We start from the raw sequence: 21,689 nt of genomic DNA, 5'->3' as shown, positions 1-21,689 counted from the left end.
GATGAACCAGCCAACAAACAAGGAGAATGCCGATATGAGCGCTCAGCTGGGCAAGGCCCAGAAGAGCATCGATCGGCTCTTCGCCACCCGCAATGACCGCTGGTATCCCCAGTGCCACATAGCATCCAAAGCCGGATGGATCAACGACCCCAATGGCCTGAGCTACTACAAGGGTCGCTATCATGCCTATTTCCAGCTCAACCCCTATGGGAGCGAGTGGGGAAACATGCACTGGGGGCATGTGTCCAGCGCCGACCTGGTCACCTGGAGGCGCGAGCCCCTGGCCATGGCGCCCACCCTGGAGGTCGAGAAGGACGGGGTCTTCTCCGGATCGGCCGTGGTGGGCGACGACGGCCGCCTGACCATCTACTACACCGGTCACCGCTGGCGCAACGGGGTCAACGAAGATGACGGCAATCTTCAGGAGCAGTGCATGGCTGTCTCCTCAGACGGCATCCACTTCGAAAAGAAGGGGGTCGTAGTCCCCTGCCCCGACGACAAGATCCTGCACTTCCGCGATCCCAAGGTGTGGAAGATGGGCGGGCTCTGGTACATGGTCTTCGGGGTCAGCACACCTGCCAATCGGGGCGAGATCTGGATGTATACCTCCAATGACATGGAGCACTGGAATTTTGACCGGGCGATTTACCGGCACCCCGACCCTGAGGTCTTCATGCTGGAGTGCCCCGACATGTTCCCCCTGGAGGACAAGTGGGTGATCTGCTATTCGGCAATGGGCCTGAAGCCCCACGGATTCGAAGCTCGCAACCACAACAATGCCGGCTACGTAATCGGCAGCTGGCAGCCCGGCGGCGACTTCCATCAGGAGACAGAGTTCCACCTCTGGGATGACGGCCATAACTTCTATGCCCCTCAGACCTTCCAGGCCCCTGACGGCCGTCGGCTGGTCTTCGGATGGATGAGCCCCTTCACCGAGCCCATCCCCATGCAGGAGGATGGCTGGTGTGGCCAGTTCACGGTGCCCCGCGAGGTCACCCTGGCCGGCGATCACCTGCGCTGCCTACCGGTGCGTGAGTTCTCCAGCCTGGACCAGGACCGGCAGGACTTCGGTGCCATCGAACTGGAGGTCAACGGCAGCCGGGATCTGGTGGAGGATGCGCAGACCGCCGACATCAATCTGGAGATCGATCTGAACAAGTCCCAGGCCGAACGCATCGGGCTGGAGATCCATAGGACGCGATCCGGTGACCATACGCTGGTCTGCTATGACGACCAGCTGGGCCGCGTGGTGCTTGACCGCCACTGCAACACCTACGGGGACCGAGGCTACCGTACGGCTCCCGTCGACCAGTCCTCGGGCAAGCTCAAGCTGCGCATCATCGTAGACCGGGGCTCGATCGAGGTCGTCGTCAACGACGGACTGGAGATCATGTCCTCGTACTCCTTCCCCGCCGAAGGGCCGCGCGGCATCCGCCTTATTGCCGAATCCGGCGAGGGCAAGGCCCTGATAAACTCCCTCTCCATAGCCAGGCTGGGCACCATCTGGGAGCAGCCGGATCACTGATTCCACTCCAATGGCTGGCATGGGAAAGGCCCGTCCTCTGAAATCACTCAGGGGCGGGCCTTTTATCTTGCAAGTCGGCGGTCAAGGCTCGGTCCCAGACCTTTGGTCTTCGGGACCGGAAGTCATTGATCAGACCAATCCGGCTTTGGCTTTACCTGCCAACCTTGACCAGCAGAGCCATCAGTCCGGAGGCGATGGCCGCCGCACCCATGAAGAGGAAGGATCCAACAAAGGAACCGCCGGCAGCCTTAACCAGGTAACCGATGATCATGGGGGCCAGGAATCCGCCCAAGGTGCCGCCGGTATTGATGATGCCAATGGCGGAGCCGATGATGTGCGGGTCCATGATCTTGTGGGGCCAGGTGAAGATGCCGGTGAAGGCCACCACCGAGACGCAGGATACCAGGATCAGCAACAGGAGGGAGAGCCAGATGTTGCGCGAGAAAACGAAGCATACGACCAGGACGGCACTGATCAGTCCGGCACCCAGGATGGCCACCTTCTCCCTGCCCAGGAAGAGCTTGGAGAGCAGCTGACCGGCATAGATGGTGGCTATGGTCGTGAATACCGCGTTGACAGCCAATAGGATGCCGGCCTGACCGATTGAAAGCCCGAAGGTTTTTTTGATGAAGGTAGGCATCCAGGAGATATTGCCGTACAGGAGGATGTTGAGCAGAAGCATGGCCACGAAAAGGACCAGCACGTTCCTATTCTTCAGCACCTCGAGGAACCCTGCACCCTTGACTCCGGGCTTCTGGTCAACCTCGGGCTGGCGGGGCTTGGAGGGCACGAAGATCAGGATGCAGACAAATGCCAGCAGATAGAGGGTGCCCAGCACTGCGTATGCCAGGTGCCAGTTGATGGCGACCAGGTTGGCTCCCAGGACGAAGGCCAGAATGCCGCCAATGCCCGAGGTCGACAGGATCAGCGACTGTACGAAGGTGCGCCGTTCCTGCGGGAAGTTCTCCGCAATCGACTTGGAACAGGAGGGCGGGTAGCCGCCGTGGCCCATGCCGGCGAAGAACCGGACGATGATGAAGAAGACCAGACCATTGGCCAGGCCGAACAGATAGCTGAACAGACCGATGATGATCATGGAGGCCATCAGCACACGCTTGGCCCCAAGTCGGTCGGCCAGCCAACCGCTGGGAATCTGCATGAGCGAGTAGCCCAGGAAGAAGGCCGACATGATGATGCCTGTCTGCCCCGAGTCGAGGTGGAACTGCTCGGAGATGGGGATGATGGCGGTCGAGATCATGTTCTTGTCCATGTACACGATCGAGTAACCGGCCATCAGGGAGAAGATCAGCGTTCCGCTCGCCGTTTTTGAGGATTGTTTGATTGCCATTGGTCTGTCATCCTTCAGTCGAAGCCAACCGCCGCCGGGCGAAGTGATCCGCAGGGATCACAGGGCCCGGCGGCAGCCGAACAGTAGGTCAGTGGGGCATCACATCGTCAGGGATGACGACCTTGTACTCCTGGCCGGCGAATGTCTTGTCGAAGTCCTCCTTGGCGGCCTTGACCAGGTCCGGGTCGGTAAAGGCATCATAAGCAGTCAGGGCCAGGGTCTTGCCCGCAGCCAGCAGACCCTTGTGGGCCACCGAGGACTTGCCGTTGGCCGCCCACTGCCAAGAATGAGCCGAGGTACCCTGGGGCTCGAAGCCGCCGCTGAACTGGGCGGTGGGCGTCTGCCAGCTGACATCGCCGACATCGGTGGATCCCGATGCCGTATCGGTGAAAACCAGCGGATACTTCTTCAGAGCCATGGTGGACTCGGCCATCTTCCTGACTTCCTCATCCGGAAGATCAGGGAAGGCAGCCTTGGTGCGGCCGAGCACCCGCTGCTTGCCGGCCTCGGGGACCGTGTCGGTGTAGCGGCGTTCGTAGTCCAGCTCCTGCCGGTCCAGCGGCAGAGGGCCGACGAGGTCCAGGTTCCTGTCTATGGCCTCGGTCAGCGGATGGTTGGGGATGAAGTTGTAGCAGGCCGCATCGAACTCCTCCTTGACCTGGGTCTCGGTCATCAGGGCCGCACCCTGGGCGATCTTCTCCACCCGCTTGAACAGATCCTGGGCCTGATCCATCCTGGGGGCGCGCACGAAGTAGTAGAGCCGGGCATGGGACTGCACCACGTTGGCAGATTCACCGCCTGCGTCGATAAAGGCATAGTGCACGCGGGCCTCATCGATCATGTGTTCGCGCAGGAACTGCACGCCCACGTTCATCAACTCCGCGGCATCCAGGGCGCTCCGCCCAAGCTCGGGAGCCGCAGCCGCGTGTGCCGGCACGCCGGTGAAGTCGAAGTAGGACTGCAGGACCGCCAGGCTGGAGGAACCCCAAGCCTGGGTCACATCTGAGGGATGCCAGGACAGGGCCAGGTCCAGCCCGTCGAAGACCCCGTCCCTGGCCATGAAGGCCTTGCCGTAGCCCGATTCCTCAGCCGGGCAGCCGAAGACCTTGATGGTCCCCTTGAGACCCTTTTCCTCCATGAAAGTCTTAATGCCCACGCCTGCCGCTACGGCAGCCATGCCCAGAATGTTGTGGCCGCAGCCTTGTCCATTGCCACCTTCGACCAATGGCTTGTGCTCGCCCAAATCAGCCACCTGGCTGAGGCCTCCAAGGGCGTCGTATTCGCCGGTGATACCTATCACCGGACGGCCCGACCCCCAGGTCGCCACGTAGGCATAGTCCATATGGCCCACGCCCTTCTCGATGTCAAAGCCCTCATGCTCCAACACCTTGTAGTGCTGCTGGACCGACTCCTTGACGGCAAACCTGGTCTCGGGGGTACCCCAAATATGGTCGGCGGCCTCGATGAACTCCTGTGACTTATCTTCGATGATCTGCATGATGCGCTGCTTGTCGTCCACGCCTGTCACTCCCTTGCTTCGTTTGCTGCCTTGATTTCCACAGCGGATATGGATTGCTCCGCTGCGATAAGACACAGACTACCTTTCAGGGGCATTTCGAGAGTGTTCAGACATGTAAATTTGGACGACTATGGCTAACTTCACATAATGGGAGGTCCTGTTTTCTCAGCCATTCTCCACGCCGCCGAAGCGCCTGTCCCTGTGGATGTAATCGTCGATGGCCCGCCAGAGCACCTCGCGCCCGCAGTCGGGGAAGAGCTCGGGAACAAAGGCAAGCTCCGCATATGCCGCCTGCCAGGGCAGAAAGTTGGAGGTACGCTGCTCCCCCGAGGTGCGAAGCACCAGGTCGCAATCCGGTATGTCGGGGTTGTAGAGGTGCTGGGCGATCATCTTTTCGGTCACCTTGGAGCCCTTGATCTGCCCGGCCGCCACCTCCCTGGCGATGTCAGTGGCTGCATCGGCCAACTCAGCCCTGCCCCCGTAGTTGATGCAGAAGATCACATCGATCCTGTTGTTGTGCCGAGTGCGCTCCATGGCCTCCTCCAGCTCATCGATGACCGACTTCCAGAGACGGGGCCGACGGCCCGCCCAGCGCACCCGCACTCCCCAGTCATCCATCTGGTCCACTCGACGGTGGATGATGTCCCGGGAGAAGCCCATCAAGAAATGCACCTCGGCCGGTGAGCGCTTCCAATTCTCCGTGGAGAAGGTGTACAGGCTCAGGTATCGGACCCCGGCCTCAATGGCCCCGGCTATGGTGTCGAAGACCACCGGCTCGGCAGCCCGGTGACCCTGGGTGCGCTCCATGCCCCTCTGCTTGGCCCAGCGGCCGTTGCCGTCCATAATCACACCCAGGTGCCGTGGGACTGAACCCTTGGGGAACTGCGGAATACGCGCAGGATCGGAGAAGGGGGCTGCAGGCACATCAAGGGAGGTATAGTCGACGGGGTCAAAGCTCATGCTTCAAGAATCTAATAGCCTCAGGGACCTGATGGGCCGCTCCAGGTAATATTCGCCCCATTTCTCGACAAGACCATCGCAGAGGGGGGTTGAGCCCTTGCCGTCCAGCCTGGACCAGTCCCCGCTGCTCAGAGCCCTGAAGCGGTCCAGGGTGGCGGGATCCACCGCCACGGCATCGGTAGGCCTATCCCGACTGCAGACCACCCCACCGCCGGGCACCGAAAAGTGGGTCAGCTGATCGGTCCGGCCGCAGACGATGCAGGAGTCCAGCCGGGGCCGCCAGCCAGCCAGTGCCAGGGAACGCAGCAGGTAGGAGGCGCCGATGTCACGGGGTCCATGCCGGTGACCAGCCAGGCTGGCCAGGGCGGAGACCAGCAGACGGTACTGCTCCGGGGCCGGCTCGTGCTCGCCTACCACCAGCTTGTCTGCGGTCTCAAGCATGACGCCCCCGTTGGCGTAGAGGTCATAGTCGGCGCATATGGCATCCGCATAGCGGGCTATGCAGACGGCCTGGGATACGATGTCAAGGTTGCGTCCACGGGAGATGAGCAGATCGTCACGCATGAAGGGCTCCAGCCGCGCACCGAAGCGGGACTTGGTCCGTCGCACCCCCTTGGCCACGGCCCTGACCTTGCCGTGCCCCTTGGTCAGAATGGTGACGATCCGGTCGGCCTCGCCCAATTTGACCGTTCTGAGGACCAGGCCCTCGTCACGATAGATGGCCACGGCGGTCCCGTCCTTTCACTGGTAGATGAACAGGCCCCAGAAGGCGAAGATCAACAGGACTCCGAACATGGCCAGGGTGGTGACGGTGAAGAGGGCAACGCCAAAGCGGGTGGAGGCCAGAACAGGCCTGGGATCCATGTTGCGCATCTGCTGGCGCAGGCTGGGGCCGCCGGCCTTGCTTGTGCGGACCTGGTCGGGAAATCGGTCCAATCCCCTCAGGGAGGCCACTTCGACCATGCGGGCGAAGGTGCGCGACCAGGCCCAGATGACCAGGGCGCAGACCACCTGGATGACCGGCCAGCTCCAGTAACTGACCCCGGCCTGGTCGGGCACGCCGCCCCAACCCAGGCGTACCACGGCCATGATGACCTGGCCCAGGCCGGCTCCGAAAAGGACCATGGTGGCCAGGGTGGTGCCGGTGATGGTGACCAAGGTGCCGCCGAAGCCATGGCTGAAGCCCAGAACCGGGTCCTTGCGCCTGCGCAGACGGGACAATTTCATCAGACCTGCCACGACTGCCATGACCAGGGCCGCCAGCAAAAGAACCAGGGTCAGCAGGTGCAGGACCAGCATATAGACGGTCAGCGAGCGCCGCCCCCGCAGGTCAGTAGGCACGGCGATGGACTGGTGGATGGTGGCCCCTCCCACGCTGGGGCTGGTCTGATGCAGGCCATGGACCTGACCCACCGCCCAGTCGATCATGTCCTGTTGATAGTGGTCGGCCAGGGGTGTTCCGGTCCGGGCCTCATCCCCCAGCCGCAGCACATGGTTGGAGACCGGGTAGGAACGCACCGTGACGTTTTCGTTGCCTGAGGCGTGCGCCTTCGACAGCACACGCTGCACCCCTTCCACCTGTGCGGTCATCACGTCCTTGGCCCCGTAGGCCAGCAGGGTGGGGATGGCGTAGGTGTAGCGGTCGGTGGGTTCGATGTCCAGATTGTTCAGGCCCAGAAGAGCGGCATCAGTGCTGAAGAGCCGACGGACCACCGACTGGTATCCCTGGTTGGCCCCGGCAATGGCAAAGTCCTGGGCCACGAAGAAGCCCATGGCGTGCCGCGGGGAATAGACCATGGGGCTCAGCAGGATCTGGAAGGCGATCCGGTGGTCCATGGTCAGCAGCATGGCGGCGATCCAAGTGCTCTCGCTGGTGGCATAGATGCCCACCTTGGAGGCATCCACATCATCCCGGTCTCGCAGCAGATTGGCAACCCGCTCATAGGCCCTGGCCGAGGCCGGATAGTCCCTGTCGGCATCCGTGGTGGACCAGACCGGCTTGTCCAGCACGGCGGTGACGAAACCTGCGGAGGCCAGGGATCGAGCCACGTCCCCGAAGGAGTTGTCGCAGGTGCCGTAACCGGCGCCGTGCATGAAAACCACAGCCGGGCGATGGCCTGAAGCCCCCTTGGGAGAGCGAATTAGAATTCTGATGCGTTGGTGCTCGCCCGTGGCGGGCCTTTCCACGCTCAGTTCCTGGTGGCGGGATTCGACCTGATACTGCCCCATGGCATCCCTGGCAAGGCCGGCAGGCCAATCGAAGGTGACCGCGGTGTCCGGAGTCAGGGTGGGGAAATTCTGATCCACTGGTTCGTATTTCCAGGGGACGGCGGTCAAGTGTGAGACGGATACCAGCAGACCCATGAGGATGACAAAGATGGGCAGACTGGTCATCAGTCTCCTGACTCTGCTCCACCGACTTGCGGGGAGGGAACGCTCAACCTCTTGGGACACGACGGCCATTGTATCCGGTGGCGAGGATGGTGCTCACGCGCTCAGCTGGCACGGCCGGTGACCGGAACCACCATGGGCCCTACCTCCGGGAGGGTTTCACCCTGAACCGCAGCCTTGGCATCCATCTGTGCGGCGATTTCCTTGGCCCGTTCCAGCAGGGTGGGGACAATCTGATCCTCTGGCACGGTCTGCACCACCTTGCCCTTGATGATGATCTGCCCCTTGCCGTTGCCCGAAGCCACCCCCAGGTCAGCCTCCCTGGCCTCACCTGGTCCGTTGACGATGCAGCCCATGACGGCAACCCGGATGGGGGCGGTGATGTCCTTGAGCCCCTCGGTGACTTCCTTGGCCAGCTCGATCACGTCCACCTGGGCCCTGCCGCAGGAGGGGCAGGAGATGATGTCGAAGTGGCGCTGGCGCAACCCCAGATATTCCAGAATCTTGCAGCCCACCTTGACCTCTTCCACAGGCGGCGCAGACAGGGAGACACGGATGGTGTCGCCGATGCCTTCAGCCAGCAGTGCGCCGAAGGCCAGGCAGGACTTGATGGTCCCCTGCCAGGAGGGCCCGGCTTCGGTCACACCCAGGTGCAGGGGCCAGTCGCCCTTGGAGGCCAGGAGCCTGTAGGTCTGGACAGTGGTGACGGGATCGTGGTGCTTGACGGAGATCTTGAAGTCGTGGAAGCCCACGTCCTCGAACATGTGAGCCTCTTTCAAGGCCGAGGCGACCAGGGCCTCGGGAGTGGGGCCGCCGTAGCGGGCGTAGATGTCCTTGTCCAGGCTGCCGGCGTTGACCCCGATGCGCAGGGAGATGCCTGCATCCGTGGCTGCCTTGCAGATCTCGGGGCCGACCTGGTCGAACTTGCGGATGTTGCCCGGATTGACCCTGACGGCTGCGCAACCAGCGTCGATGGCCTGAAAAACGTACTTGCTCTGGAAGTGGATGTCGGCGATGACCGGGATGGGCGACTTCTTCGCAATGATGGGGAGCGCGTCGGCATCGTCCTGGCTGGGCACGGCCACCCGTACGATGTCGCAGCCGGCGGCAGCCAGCTCAGCGATTTGTTGCAAGGTGGCATTGATGTCAGCGGTGACCGTGTTGGTCATGGACTGCACCGAAATTGGGGCGCCCCCGCCGACCGGCACAGGCCCCACCATGATCCGACGGGAGCGACGGCGAGGATGCAACGGAGTCTGGCTGATGGCCTGCTCACCTGTCTTGCGGAACCCTTGGGAGGATGTTGACTGTTCGGTCTTGGGAATGCTACTCACGCTGTCATGTCTATCAAAGCATCGGCCCTTTGGCGCGCCTCATGCTCGACTTGCTCCATTACCTCCACGGATGTGAATGTTCCCGGAAGATGCGTTTCCATGGCATCCATGACCGAATGGATGGTTTTGACGATGTTCAGGTAGGGCAGCCGGTGATTCAGGAAGGCCCTGACCGCCTGCTCGTTGGCGGCGTTGAAGACCGCAGTCATGGGCTCGCAGCCTCCCAGAGCCCGCCTGGCCAGATTGACCGCCGGGAAAGCCTCGTCATCCAAGGGCTCAAAAGTCCAGGTGCTGGCCTTGGACCAGTCACAGGCCGCAGCCACGTTGTCCAGACGGGCGGGCGCCGACAGGCCCAGGGCGATGGGCAGACGCATATCCGGAGGCGAGGCCTGGCTTATGGTGGCCCCGTCCTGGAACTGGACCATGGAGTGGACCACGGACTGGGGGTGGACCACCACGGTGATCCGTTCGGGCTCGATCCGGAAGAGTCGACTGGCCTCGATGACCTCCAGACCCTTGTTGACCATGGTGGAGGAGTTGATGGTGACCACCGGGCCCATGGACCAGGTCGGATGGTTCAGGGCCTGTTCAGGGGTGACCTCGCGCATGGCCTGGCGGCTCCAGCCCCGGAAGGGACCTCCTGAGGCGGTGACCACCAGACGGGCCACCTCTCCATGCTGCCCCGAACGCAGGGACTGCCAGATGGCCGAATGTTCCGAGTCGACAGGGTTGATCTGACCCAGCCGTATCTCGGCGTCGAAGAGCAGATGGCCGCCGGCTACCACGGACTCCTTGTTGGCCAGAGCCAGTTGGGATCCAGCCTGCAAAGCTGCAATGGATGGACGCAGACCAACTGATCCGGTGATGCCATTGAGAACCAGGTCACTGCCGGAACCGGCCAGAGCCTGAACCGCCTCCATGCCTGCCTCTACCTGGATGCCGGTCAATCCCAGGGCCTCGAGAGCCCGCTGCAGGGCCGGAACCTGAGCCTTGTCGGCCAGAGCCAGACGCTTCACGCCAAAATCGCGGGCCTGGCGGGCCAGGAGCTCGACATGCGCGCCGCCAGCGGCCAATCCAGTCACCTGGAAGCGATCCCTGTGACGACTGATCAGATCCAGGGCCTGAGTGCCGATGGATCCTGTGGATCCCAGGATGACCAGACTGCGAGACCGGTCGGCATCATCCCTGGGCGACCATTCCGCCAAGGTGCGCTCACGTCCGACCGACAGACCGCCCTGCCTGCCTTCACTCATCACTGCCAGATGACTCATCGACCGCCTTTATCCTGCTCCCCCTCGTCACCGAAGGCTGGAAAAGAAATATCGGGGATGTCCAGATCCATCTTGGGCAGATCCTGGTTGAGCAGGGAGGCCAGGTAGGAATCCGGGTCCTTGTCCTGCTTACTCCCCTGTGTGTTTTGTGAATACCGGGGCTTGGCCCAGTCAGGCGTATCCGTGCTGCTTCCGGCTGTTTCGGCCCAGGGACGTTCACGGGTCCCAGACGCTGCTGGTGCCGGTTGCTCATAGCTGCCCAAGGGTCCGCCTGCGCCCAGATGTCCGTCAACGAAGGGTGAGGAGATGATCGAGGTGGATCCCGGCGTAGACGAACTGTCAGCGTCAGCACCCGTCGCCGAGTCAGACACCGGTGATCCCGGCCTTGTGGAGGGGACGAATGCAGCCCCTGCCGAAGTAGGCGGGGTCGAGGCTGCAGGTGCCGAAGGGGTCGGCTGGAATACCGCTGGCTCGGGAGTTTGTGGTGCCGGGGAAGACGATGAAGAAGGGGCCGCCGAGTTGAAAGGCACGGGTTTCGCAGACGACGCAGGCGCCGTTGATTCTGCAGTAGGAACCGCAGGAGTGTAGCTGGTCGGCGCAGAGGCCGTCGCTGCGGACTCAGGGGGCGCGGAAGCAGGCATGACCGATTCCTGTTGACCGGAGACAGCGGGATTGGCCGGGGCAGCAGCGGATCCACGGCCGACACCGACCGAGGAGATCGACTTGGCTGGAGAAGAGATGGGAGATGCCGCCGTCGATGATGCCTGGGCTGCCTCAGCGCCCCCCTGTTCAAGCCGCTGGTTGACCGCCGAAGCCAGGGCACCCAGAGAACTGTTAGGTTGCGCCGTCGATGCCGTGGGTGTCGTCGGCGTGGCGGCTGTCGGAGCCTCGAAGATGGCCCGCTCTGCCTGGTGCAGCTGAGCGAAATCGTCCTGACTGCCCTGGTCGCTCGCATGAGCGGAGGCATTCGGGATGCTCCAGGCGGGTGCCTGGCTCTGTCCGATCAGCGGCTGAACGCCCGAAGTTGAAGACTCCTGCACCGACAGCTGCGACGGCGCAGGAACAGCAGCCGGGGCCGTTGCATTAGCGCTTGCCCTCTTGGCCCTCTCGCTGACCCTGGCAAAGGACTCCAGTTGCTCCAGGAGCTCGACGGCCTTGGCCAGGAAGAAGTCCACCTGGCGCTCGTCATAACCCTTGGGCCCCCGCCGCTGGGTGAAGATGACGTTGGAGACACGGTCTGCCGTGATGTCGGTGTTCTTCGACTTGCCCGAGCCCGTCTTCCGTCCCTCGTGCAGGTTGAGCTGGTCAGAGGTCTTGTTGAGAACCTGCTCGATCAGCCGCTCCACCTGCTTGCAGTCGTATGAGGGCATGCCGGGATCCCCGCGCTTGAAGACACTGCCCGAGGGCCTGCCGGCATGAGTGGTCAGCTCCGATTGCAGACTGACCATTCTGGTCGTCCAGCCATCCACGCCCACCCGGGCTATCTCCAAGCTGGTCTGCCTGTCGGAAATCACCCGCTCCAAGCGCGAGAGGGCAGCATCCACCTGGGTGATGATGTAGCCGTTCTTGCACAGATCGAAGGAGGCGTTGGCTATCTCCTCCTGGGTCAGATCGGGGTCCTGGCTCTCATAGAGAGAGTGAGCCCGCTCCAGGAAGGCGTCCACCTGCTTGGTGTCATATCCCCACTTGCGCTTGCCCGAGCGCGCAATGGTCGCCTCGGTTCCACGGGCATCAGGCTTAGCTGACATCAGGCATCGACCTCCTGACCTTTCTTGCCAACGATCGTCGTGCATCGATTCTACGTGAGCGCTAAGACGCGACTTCGGGCACGCCCCCTAAAACCCCTGTGGTCCCGCCCGGACTCGAACCGGGGACATCCACCGTGTAAAGGTGGCGCTCTAACCAACTGAGCCACGGGACCAGCACACTACCTTAGCAGAAGACACGGTGACAAGGCCGCATGGTGCGGCTATAATCCACTAGGAATTCGCGGCCATCGTCCGCAAAAGCAGAGAAACACACCATATAAGGGGGAGTTTGGATTGTCACAGACAGTCGATACAGGCAGTGGCAGGAAGACCAATCGCACCCTGGTGACGGTGGCGGTCTTCATTGCCACCTTCATGACCGCCATCGAGGGGACCATCGTCTCCACCGCCATGCCCACCATCATCGGGGACCTGCATGGGCTGTCCATCATGAACTGGGTCTACTCCATCTATCTGCTCATGACGGCGGTCACCACGCCTATCTACGGCAAGCTTTCAGATCGCTTTGGCCGCAAGCCGTTGCTGACCATCGGCCTGCTGGTCTTCGTAATCGGATCCACCCTGTGCGCCCTCTCCCAGTCCATGCCCCAGCTGATAGGCGCCCGTTTTCTGCAGGGCCTGGGGGCAGGCGCCATCCAGCCGCTGACCTACACGGTTCTGGCCGACATCTATCCTCTGGACAAGCGGGCGGGCATGATCGGCCTGAACGGCTCGGCCTGGGGCATCGCATCCATCATCGCCCCCCTGCTGGGAGGTTTCATCGTCCAGCAGATAAGCTGGCACTGGGTCTTCGCCATCAACGTGCCCATCGGTCTGCTGGTCATCATCATGATCCAGCTCTTCCTGAGCGAGCATATCCAGGCGCGTAAAACCCGCGTTGACTACATCGGCATCGGGCTGCTCAGCATCTGCCTGATCTGCCTGATGCTCTGCCTGCAAAGCATGGGATCGGCGGGCGATACGCGGCTCACCCTGATCCTGGCTGCGGCCACCGTGGTCACTTTTGCCCTGCTTCTTCATGTGGAGGGCCGGCAGGAGGATCCCATCCTGCCCCTGAGACTCTTCCGCATCAGGACCTTCGTCATCCAGAACATCTGCATGCTGCTGGTGGCCGGATTCCTCATGGGCTTCGACACCTACATGCCCATCTGGATGCAGTCTGTGCTGGGGATGAACCCCTCGTTGGGCGGCTTTGTGGTCACCCCCTCCTCCATTCTTTGGCTCCTTGGCGCCTATCTTGCCGGACCACTGACCATGCACCACCCGCCGCACCGGGCCACCAACATCGGCCTGGCCTTCATCCTGACGGCCTGCATCTGCTACATAGCCGTCCCCCAGGCCACCGCCTACTGGGTCTTCCTGGTCATCTCCGCCGTGGTCGGCTTCGGCTTCGGCCTGACCATCACCACCTCGACCATCACCGCCCAGAGCGTGGTACCGGCCGGCGATGTGGGTGCCTCGACCAGCTTCAACACGCTGGCCCGTTCCCTTGGACAGACCCTGATGGTCTCCATCTTCGGCATCGTCATGAACACGGTCATCGCACGCGAGGTGCCTCAGCATAAGGGACTGACCGAGGACATGATGAACAGCATGATCAACCCGGCCACAGCAGGGAGCATCCCTTCACGCCTGCTGGGACCGGCCCGCACCATCGTCTTCGACGGCCTGCATTGGATCTTCCTGGTGGGCCTGGTCATCCTGATTATGGCCTTGGTGGCCAACCTCTGCGACATCCGCTCGCGCACCCTGCTGGCCGAATATCAGAACAAGGCCAAGACGGCGGCTCCTGCCATTGCTGACAGGGGCGAGCAGTAAAGGTCGCCCGCCAGACGAATTCCTCCGGGATTGTCCATGAATGACAGGGAGGTGGTGGGCATCGGGTGATTCCGATGCCCACCACCTCCTTCATCGGCTCTTATGCGATATGTCTAGCCGCCGTAAACGCTGGTAGAGCCTAAAGTCTTACTTGCCCTTGCCGAAAGCCCGCAGCTGGGTGGCATTCCAATCCTTGCTGACGGTGGTGGGCATCAGGGCGTTCATCCCAGCGGTCTTGGCCGCGTTGGAGACGACCCCAGGCGCCGATGTACCCGGTCTTCCGGGCTTGGGGGTCAGCACCCAGAACGGTGCACCCTTGTTGACCATGGCCGAGGCATCCATGATGGTATCTGCCAGATCGTCCTCGGCATCGCCGTCCCGCCACCAGATGATGACCCCATCCACGGCTTGGTCATAGTCCTCGTCCACCAGCTCCTCGCCGGTCAGATCCTCGATCCTGGTCCGGATTCCGTCGTCGACATCGTCGTCCCACATCCATTCCTGGACGATATCTCCGGGATGAAAACCGAACTCTTCCGCTGTATAGGTTGTAGTCTCAGCCACGGCTTCAGCATAACAAGACTGCCGGAATTCACCAATTGGGCCGGCCTTGTCTTATCTGCCTTTGGTGGCTGTGCAGCGGGGCAGCCCCTCCCCCTGGCCATGGCCGATGGCCACCAGGGCCTTGTAAGCCTCGTCCAAGGTGGACACCTGCACGTCGCGCAGCCCCTGCGGCACATGGCCTGTCACCTGTGAGCAGTTGGCCGCCGGGGCCAGGAACCAGGTGGCGCCGTCCCGCCTGGCGCCCAACATCTTCAGCTGGATGCCGCCGATGGCCCCGACCCGTCCATTCTGATCCATGGTGCCGGTTCCGGCGATGGTCAGACCTCCGGTCTCCTGTTCGGGTGTGATCTTGTCGATGGCCCCCAGGGTGTACATGAGCCCGGCCGAGGGACCGCCGATGTCGGCCACCCTCATGCTGAACTGCAGGCCTGAAACGTCATATCCTCGGGCCTTGAGGAAGGCCAGAGCCTGGGCCGATGCAGCCTGCTGGGAGCCATGCATATCGCCCTGTTCCTGACGCTTGTACTCCTCAACGCTCTGTCCGGGAGGGACCACAGCCTCCTGGGGAAGAACCGTGGCGTGGGGGTCGGCCCAGCCCACCAGGGCATCCAGGTTGGAAGCCGGGTAGCCGGGGATTCCGCGGGCATTGACCGTGGTCATCAGCAGGCGGCCCTTGTCATGGTGGACCTGGCCGCCCTTCACCTTGATGACCGGTGAGCCTTTTGAACTTCCCAGCACATCCTGGGTGGGGCCGGGCGTCTCGATTGTATAAGGCGAGGGAAGGAAAAGCACCAAGATAGCCAGAATGACCAGAAGACCGCCGACCAGCATTTTGCGGGTGGGTCCGCCAAGCGTCCCGATTTGCCTTTCGGGTGCGCCTGTGGCGCAGTGATCCGATTTCCCGTGCGGAAGTGTCATAGCTCCAATATTATGGTTGATGAAGACGATAATCCCGGCAGGCGCCAACCTTGACGGCGAACGACCTGCCTTGGCGAGGACTGGAAACAAAGCAATGGACGAGAATGCAATCCACCAATGGCTCATCGAGTGCTTCGGCCCGGTGCAGGGCGAGCTGGCCTGGAGTCAGTTCTCGCAGCTGCCTGAGTCCATCCGCTCCCAGATGGCGGCCCAGGGAGCCGATCAGCTGCCCAAACCCGCCGAGGTCCAGGCCCTGATTCAGGCCTTCACTGCTGGAGGGCTGAACACCCCGGCCGACATGAAAGCCCAAGCCGACCAGGGGCCCATCAACGTTACGCTGGCCAAGAACATCGCCCTGGGGCGCACCAGGGTCGACCAGTCCGATACCACAGTCACAGCCGAGGACAGCGACCGGGTGGCCCGGGTCATGAGCGAGGCCAACCTCTGGCTGGACACCGTCTGCGCCTTTGACCCCGCCCCAGGCCAAACCGAAGCCCTGACCCGTGCCGGATGGATCGAGGGCAGCATAGACGCCTGGGTTCAGTTCGCCTCGCCGGTGGCCCAGGCGGTCAGCGAGGCGTTGACCTCCGTCATAAGCCAGCGCTTCCAGGGCTTCGACCAGGGCGAGATTTCGGGGATGTTCGCCGGACCTGTGCCCATCCCCCTGCCCGATAATCTCAAGGATCCGACCACGCTGATGAGGCTGCTGGGGAACACCTCATTCGCCATGCAGCTGGGGCAGGCCGCCGGCGAGCTGGCCAAGGAGGTCCGCGGAGGATTCGACCAGGGCATCCCGCTGCTGAAAAACCCCGCCGGAGCCCTTATTCCACAGAACATCAAGGCTTATGCCAAATCCCTGGATCTGGATCTGGACGAAGTCACCCGTTATATGGCCCTCAAGGAAGCCGCCCACGCCCGGCTCTACGCCGCCGTCCCCTGGCTGATGCCGCGCTTCGAGGCCCTGATCGGCAAGTATGCCCGAGGTGTCTCCATCGACCTGGACGCTGTGGAGGATCAGTTGCGCGATGCTGAGCAAATCAACCCCGAATCCATCGCCGGTGCCATCAATCTCAGCAACGTCGGCATCGAGGACACCCCTGAGCAGAAGGAGGCCCTGCACAGCCTGGGCGACCTGCTGGCCCTGGTGGACGGCTGGGTGGATTGTGTGGTCTGGAACGCCGGCATGGCCCACCTGCCCCATCTGGAGCAGCTGCGGGAAATGACCCGACGCGAGCGCGCCGTGGGAGGGCCGGCCGAACAGACCTTCGAGTCCCTGCTGGGCCTGCATCTTCATCCCAAGCGGTTGCGCGAGGCTGCCGATCTCTGGGAGCGCATCACCGCCGACGAGGGGGTACAGGGCCGTGACGACCACTGGTCCCATCCTGACCTGCTGCCTTCCCTGCCCATCAAGGAGGAAGCCGACGAGGGCGGAGCACCGATCTCTGCAGAGGGGCAATCCGAGCAGAAGGCCGACACTCCCACCACCTCGGTGGATTGGGATGCCGAGCTGGACAAACTGCTGAATGACGAGGAGAAGGAGCCTTCTACCGATCCGACCGCCCCTGCAGACTCCGACGGTTCCAATGACCAGGAGCATTCAGACCACGAGACTCCCGGCAATCAGATGAGCGCTGGCCCGGATTCCCAGGACACCGACGACGGCCACCCGGATCGGAACGACTCAGACAGTGGCGATTCAGGCAAGAACCAAGCCTGAATCGCACTCCCTCTCCACTACGATGCGAAGGCCGAGGCGATGGCACTCAGCGGTGAATGAATCGGCTGGGGGTGCGTCGGACGAAAGCGCTGCCATCCTTGTGCTCCGCATAGGAGAGGTGGAGTGTGTCCTCGGCCCGGGTCACCCCTACGTACATGAGACGGCGCTCCTCCTCCAGGACATCCCCTTCCGGCGGTGAACCAAAGGGAATCAGCCCCTCGGCACAGCCCACGATGAAGACATGGGTGAACTCCAACCCCTTGGCGGCGTGAATGGTGGAGACCGTGACCCTACCCTGGCCCATACCGCCCTCCAGCTGCTCCAGCACCTCCTGCTTGCTCAGATTGACCGACTGGTTCTGCCAGCCAGACTCCGTGCGTACCCGGTAACCAATTCCACGTTCGTGCAGGGCACGGCAGACCAGGGTCTGCTGGGCATTGATCCGCGTCAGGATTGCAAACTGGCCGGGCCGGGCCCCCTTCTTGATCATGGAGGATATGCGGGAGGCCACGGCCCCGGCCTCATCGCCATCGTCCTCGTAACGGGTCATTGCAACCCTGCTGCCCTCCGGACGGGCCGAGGTCAGCTTCAGATAGTCATCACGCACCGGCGAGCGCGCCAGAATGCCGTTGGCGTAATGGACCACCCTACCCGTCGACCGGTAGTCGGTGGACAAGTCCAGATCAGCCTTGATGTCCGGGAATTCCTGGGGGAAGTTCAGCAAGTAGTAGGAGGTGGCCCCAGCAAAAGAGTAGATGGTCTGGGCCGGGTCACCCACCACGCACAGGTTCTGCCTGCCGTTGAGCCAGAGCTTGAGCAGCCGGTGCTGCAGGGGCGAGACATCCTGGTACTCGTCCACGGTCAGCCAGCCGATTCGGTCTCTGATGTCTGCAGCAGCCTGGCCACCTTCTTCCAATATGTGACAGACCAGCAGAAGAATGTCGTTGAAGTCCATCTGATTATGAGCGGCCTTGGATCTCTCGAAGACCGTGTACAGATCGGCCATCCGATCAGCCTCCAGACCGGCCGGTGGCAGGCGGTGACTGGCTGAGCAGACCCGTACGTAGTCCTGGGGGGCAATCAGCCCTACCTTGGCCCAGTTGATCTCCGCAGTCAGGTCCCTGACCTGCCCCGGGTCGGCCTCCTGCCCGCAGACCCGCTGGTAGGCGGAGGACACCAGGGGACCCACATCCTCAATCAAATCGGGAGGGTAGGTCTCGCTGACCTGGGGCCAGACCCGCCTGAGCTGATGCAGGGCCGCCGAATGAAAGGTCGCCGCCTGCAGGGAGGCCGACACGCCAAGCTTGGTCAGTCGATCGCGCATCTCGGCTGCAGCACGGACCGAAAAAGTCACTGCCAGGGTTCTGGATGGCTCCCAGCTGCCGCTGGCGCAGGCATAGGCCATCCGCCGGGTGATGGTCCTGGTCTTGCCAGCCCCGGCCCCAGCGACAATCCGCACAGGCCCGTCAAGCACGGTAGCAGCCTGCCGCTGGGCGGGATCCAGACCCTCCAGCAATCGTTCCTCATCCTCATGCACAACTCCATTGTGTCAAAGGGCGGTACCGGAACCGACAGCGGCGTGCCCATGTGGTCAAGTGGGCAACCCTATCCACAGCAGTCCTTGTATTATCCTTGGGAATGTGAGTGAACGAACGAAGCTGACCCTGGCCGCCCTGGCGTCGGCCGCCATGCCCGAGGTGCCCATGACCGGCGCACGGGACTGTGACCAGCTCAGCAGCCTGGACCGTGCACAGGGCGTGGACTGTGCCGTGGTCCAGGACGCGACCGGCAACGTCTACGACGTCTGGGCCACCGGCTCGGAGGCCGGCAAGCGCCGTCTGGCCGCTCGGGTCAAGGCGGCTCAGGCCCTGGCCGATGCCAAGGAGATGGCGGCCATGGGCTTCCGGGTCGAGCGCATCCTGGCCTATCAGCCCGGCGAGAGGGCCGACAGTCCGACCGGCACCACAGCTGTTGCCGTCATGACCCACTGCCCGGGCAGAATCCGTCCCCTCCACCTGCTGACCCTGAACGAATGCACCGCCGCAGGCACCGCCATCGGCGCCATCCATCGGGTACGCCCTGATTTTCTGAAAACCCACGGCTATCCGGCCTTCTCCACTGCCCAGATTGCGGCCCAACTGCGCGGATGGATCAAACGGCTGCGCATGGACGGCCACGTGCCCAAGGAAATCACCGATTCCTGGGCCTCCATCGTGGCGACCGACGGACTCTGGTCCTTTGAAACCTGCACCGTGCACGGAGGCTTCTCCGACGGCGATCTACTCTATTCAGGCTCCGGACTCAGCGGGGTCTACGGATGGCAGGACATGCAGGTCAATGATCCTGCCCGCGACCTGGCCTGGATCTTCGCCAAGCTGGACGGGTCCCGCCGCAACGCCGTCATTGCAGCCTACGGCAGGATGATGGGGGCCCGGCTGGATGACCTGATCATGCTCCGGGCCAATCTCTGGCTGCAGATGGAGCAGGTGGGCGAGTTCATCACCGCCCTGGATCATGCGGACAACGAACGGATCATCCAATTCAAGGCACAGGTGGAACGTCTGGCCCAGCAGCTGGGCGACCACGAGCAGGATCGGCGCGCCCGTCGCCAGCGGCAGACGCCCAGTCCGTCACCCGCTGGCGCACCCTCCACCATCACTGTGGGAACTCTGCTGGGCGATGATAAAGCTGAGGACCCCTCCGCAGCCAAGGTACATGAGAATCAGGCGCCAGAGCCGGACCCCGCCTCGACAGAAGCCTTGGATGAAAGCTCGGCCACCATCGCCATCAGCAGGGTGGAAATGGCTGACCTGGCTCTGGCCCAGACCGCCATGGACCACTCCGAGGCCGTGAATAAGCCCATCGGACAGGACCGGACCACAGACCTTGACAGCGATGACAAGTCCAAGCCCCCAGCTGTTGCTCCTATTGCCCAGGAGGAGGAATCAGGCCTGAGCGATCACTTCCGCGGCATCGGCCACCCAGCCACCAGCGACGAGGATGCAAATGGCGAAGCGAATCCGAAGGCTACAACAAGCGGCTCATCCGTAGGCCTGTCCGGAGACGGTCAGCCTTCGGCTGCTTCCCAGCCGCATGACGCCTCGTCAGCTCAGGCTCTTGCGAGCGATCAGGCAGAGACCATCGTCCTTCCCAGAAAGCCCCTGCCTGAGCAGACCCCCACGCTCACTGCAGACGGACAGGCATCGGCATCACCGCCGGAAACCGGCTCTCCCCAGGAGGAGCATCAGGGAGACGCTTAGAGCGTAATCACCGGGGTCAGCGAATAATGAGACCGGAAGATCCGTGGACCGGCAGGTCTGGGCATCGGAGAAAAACCTTGGAGGTAGCAATGGATATCGAATTCGGCATCAAGAACGTGGCCCGCACCGTTAACTTCACCACCAACGACAAGGCGGACGAGGTGGCTGCCCACATCGCTCAGGCCCTGAACGAGGGCGGACCCATCGATCTGGTAGACGACAAGGGTCGGCACATCATTGTTCCCAAGGAGTCCCTGGGCTATGCAGTGATTGGTTCAGACACGACCCATCCGGTCGGTTTCGGAGTCCTGGGAGGCGCCTCCGACTGAGGCTGTGATTGCCTGATGGGGGCGGTCGGGTCCTTGTGGTCCGACCGCCCCCGATTCGTTCCGCTAACCCGCCCAGGCCACCGGGCGGCTCCCCCGGGCCCTGTCTACGATTCGGGCCACAACCTCATCAGTGGTGCTGTTCTCCCCCATGCGATTGGGTTTGCCTTGGCCGTGCCAGTCCGATCCTCCGGTCACCAGCAACCCCCAGCGTTGGGCCAGAGCCAGCAACCGTCGACGCTGATCGGGCGGATTGTCCCGGTGCCAGACCTCCAGGCCGCCAAGCCCCTCCCTGGCCAGCGCAGCGATCTGCTGGTCGGAGAGCAGAACGGGGTTGCGACTGACCGCACCGGGGTGTGCGATGACCAAGACACCGCCTGCATGGTTGACCGCTGCCAGCACCTGGTGGGTGGTCGGCGAGGGCGTAGGCAGGTAGTAGGTGCTTCTGGATGAACATACCCCGGCAAAGGCCTGACTCCGGTCGGCATAGACACCGGCCTTGACCAGGGCATCGGCGATATGCGGACGGCCCACCGTGGTCTTCGAACCCTCCTTGACCTGGTCCAGCACATCCTGCCAGGTGATCGGGTAATCCTTGGAGATCCGCTCGACCATGGTCCTGGTTCTGCTCAACCTGGCCTCCCTGGTCCTGACGAAAAGCCCGGCGATGACCGGATCCTCGGGATCGTAAAGGTAGGCCAGCATGTGAACCGATACATGACCATCCTGCGCGGTGATTTCGGTGCCCGGCAGCAGGGGCATCGCCAGGTCCTGGGCCGCCTGACGAGCCTGATCCCAGCCAGCATTGGTGTCATGGTCGGTGATGGCCAGACCTTCCAGACCCAGCTGCTGTGCCTGCTCAACCATCCCCCTGGGCGTCACGGTGCCGTCGGAGAACACGGTGTGGCAGTGCAGATCCCAGCCGGAAACCGTGGCAGTATCCTCATGCGTCATGCCTCCATCCTAAAC

17 protein-coding genes and 1 tRNA gene are annotated in these 21,689 nt (G+C 62.7%); 5 read left to right on the top strand and 13 right to left on the bottom strand.

The features are described 5' to 3' along the window. Position 1: 1 nt before the first annotated feature. Positions 2–1,525: a glycoside hydrolase family 32 protein gene (locus H3T88_RS04910; RefSeq protein ID WP_198203764.1), complete on the top strand. Its 1,524-nt coding sequence runs from the start codon at positions 2–4 to the stop codon at positions 1,523–1,525. A gap of 151 nt (positions 1,526–1,676) precedes the next feature. On the opposite strand, the gene H3T88_RS04905 is transcribed toward H3T88_RS04910, so the two are convergent. The 9 genes from H3T88_RS04905 to H3T88_RS04865 form a co-directional block, all read right to left on the bottom strand. Next, complete coding sequence (locus H3T88_RS04905) at positions 1,677–2,873, bottom strand: MFS transporter (protein ID WP_198203762.1); 1,197 nt, start codon at positions 2,871–2,873, stop codon at positions 1,677–1,679. Positions 2,874–2,961: 88 nt separating this feature from the next. Then, positions 2,962–4,392 (bottom strand): amidohydrolase, encoded by a 1,431-nt coding sequence (locus tag H3T88_RS04900; protein ID WP_198203761.1) that lies wholly within the window; start codon positions 4,390–4,392, stop codon positions 2,962–2,964. A gap of 165 nt (positions 4,393–4,557) precedes the next feature. After that, positions 4,558–5,352: an isoprenyl transferase gene (locus tag H3T88_RS04895; RefSeq protein ID WP_198203760.1), complete on the bottom strand. Its 795-nt coding sequence runs from the start codon at positions 5,350–5,352 to the stop codon at positions 4,558–4,560. Positions 5,353–5,355: 3 nt separating this feature from the next. Next, positions 5,356–6,078 (bottom strand): DNA repair protein RecO, encoded by a 723-nt coding sequence (gene recO / locus H3T88_RS04890; protein WP_198203758.1) that lies wholly within the window; start codon positions 6,076–6,078, stop codon positions 5,356–5,358. A 15-nt stretch (positions 6,079–6,093) separates the two neighbouring features. Next, a complete protein-coding gene (locus H3T88_RS04885; RefSeq protein WP_198203757.1) occupies positions 6,094–7,746 on the bottom strand; it encodes an alpha/beta hydrolase family protein in 1,653 nt (550 codons plus the stop codon). Between the two features lie 101 nt (positions 7,747–7,847). Continuing rightward, entirely contained in the window at positions 7,848–9,077 is a 1,230-nt protein-coding gene (ispG, locus tag H3T88_RS04880; RefSeq protein ID WP_015021523.1) for a flavodoxin-dependent (E)-4-hydroxy-3-methylbut-2-enyl-diphosphate synthase, read from the bottom strand. Continuing rightward, on the bottom strand, positions 9,074–10,348 hold the full coding sequence (gene dxr / locus H3T88_RS04875) for a 1-deoxy-D-xylulose-5-phosphate reductoisomerase (protein ID WP_232347143.1): 1,275 nt from the start codon (positions 10,346–10,348) through the stop codon (positions 9,074–9,076). Before dxr ends, ispG begins: the two co-directional genes overlap by 4 nt. Then, positions 10,345–12,096: a DivIVA domain-containing protein gene (locus H3T88_RS04870; protein ID WP_198203756.1), complete on the bottom strand. Its 1,752-nt coding sequence runs from the start codon at positions 12,094–12,096 to the stop codon at positions 10,345–10,347. Before H3T88_RS04870 ends, dxr begins: the two co-directional genes overlap by 4 nt. Before the next feature lie 99 nt (positions 12,097–12,195). Beyond that, positions 12,196–12,269, bottom strand: a tRNA-Val gene (locus tag H3T88_RS04865). A 121-nt stretch (positions 12,270–12,390) separates the two neighbouring features. Between H3T88_RS04865 and H3T88_RS04860 the strand changes: the two genes are divergently transcribed. Further along, positions 12,391–13,935: an MDR family MFS transporter gene (locus H3T88_RS04860; protein ID WP_198203755.1), complete on the top strand. Its 1,545-nt coding sequence runs from the start codon at positions 12,391–12,393 to the stop codon at positions 13,933–13,935. A gap of 147 nt (positions 13,936–14,082) precedes the next feature. On the opposite strand, the gene H3T88_RS04855 is transcribed toward H3T88_RS04860, so the two are convergent. Both H3T88_RS04855 and H3T88_RS04850 read right to left on the bottom strand, forming a co-directional pair. Next, positions 14,083–14,499 carry a DUF3052 domain-containing protein gene (locus H3T88_RS04855; protein ID WP_033510967.1) on the bottom strand — a complete coding sequence of 139 codons (417 nt, stop codon included), beginning with the start codon at positions 14,497–14,499 and terminating at the stop codon, positions 14,083–14,085. Between the two features lie 51 nt (positions 14,500–14,550). Then, positions 14,551–15,417, bottom strand: a complete 867-nt coding sequence (locus tag H3T88_RS04850; protein WP_198203754.1) for a S16 family serine protease — start codon at positions 15,415–15,417, stop codon at positions 14,551–14,553. Between the two features lie 94 nt (positions 15,418–15,511). Between H3T88_RS04850 and H3T88_RS04845 the strand changes: the two genes are divergently transcribed. After that, entirely contained in the window at positions 15,512–17,134 is a 1,623-nt protein-coding gene (locus H3T88_RS04845) for a zinc-dependent metalloprotease (protein WP_198203753.1), read from the top strand. A gap of 46 nt (positions 17,135–17,180) precedes the next feature. Here the strand turns inward: H3T88_RS04845 and H3T88_RS04840 are convergent, their stop codons facing one another. Further along, a complete protein-coding gene (locus H3T88_RS04840; RefSeq protein WP_332461015.1) occupies positions 17,181–18,671 on the bottom strand; it encodes an ATP-dependent helicase in 1,491 nt (496 codons plus the stop codon). A 103-nt stretch (positions 18,672–18,774) separates the two neighbouring features. Here H3T88_RS04840 and H3T88_RS04835 point away from each other — a divergent pair, with 103 nt between their 5' ends. Together H3T88_RS04835 and H3T88_RS04830 are read left to right on the top strand one after the other, a co-directional pair. Further along, positions 18,775–20,394, top strand: a complete 1,620-nt coding sequence (locus H3T88_RS04835; protein WP_198203752.1) for a phosphotransferase — start codon at positions 18,775–18,777, stop codon at positions 20,392–20,394. 89 nt (positions 20,395–20,483) lie between these two features. After that, the gene (locus tag H3T88_RS04830; RefSeq protein WP_015021514.1) at positions 20,484–20,723 is read left to right on the top strand and encodes a DUF3107 domain-containing protein; all 240 of its coding nucleotides are present in this window, start codon (positions 20,484–20,486) and stop codon (positions 20,721–20,723) included. Between the two features lie 63 nt (positions 20,724–20,786). Here H3T88_RS04830 and H3T88_RS04825 read toward each other — a convergent pair whose 3' ends face one another. Next, a complete protein-coding gene (locus H3T88_RS04825; protein WP_198203751.1) occupies positions 20,787–21,674 on the bottom strand; it encodes a PHP domain-containing protein in 888 nt (295 codons plus the stop codon). Between the last annotated feature and the right edge of the window lie 15 nt (positions 21,675–21,689).

Origin of the sequence: Bifidobacterium sp. W8110 (genome assembly GCF_016101375.1) — a bacterium.
GTDB lineage: Bacteria > Actinomycetota > Actinomycetes > Actinomycetales > Bifidobacteriaceae > Bombiscardovia > Bombiscardovia asteroides.
This window is presented reverse-complemented; position numbering and strand designations above follow the sequence as displayed.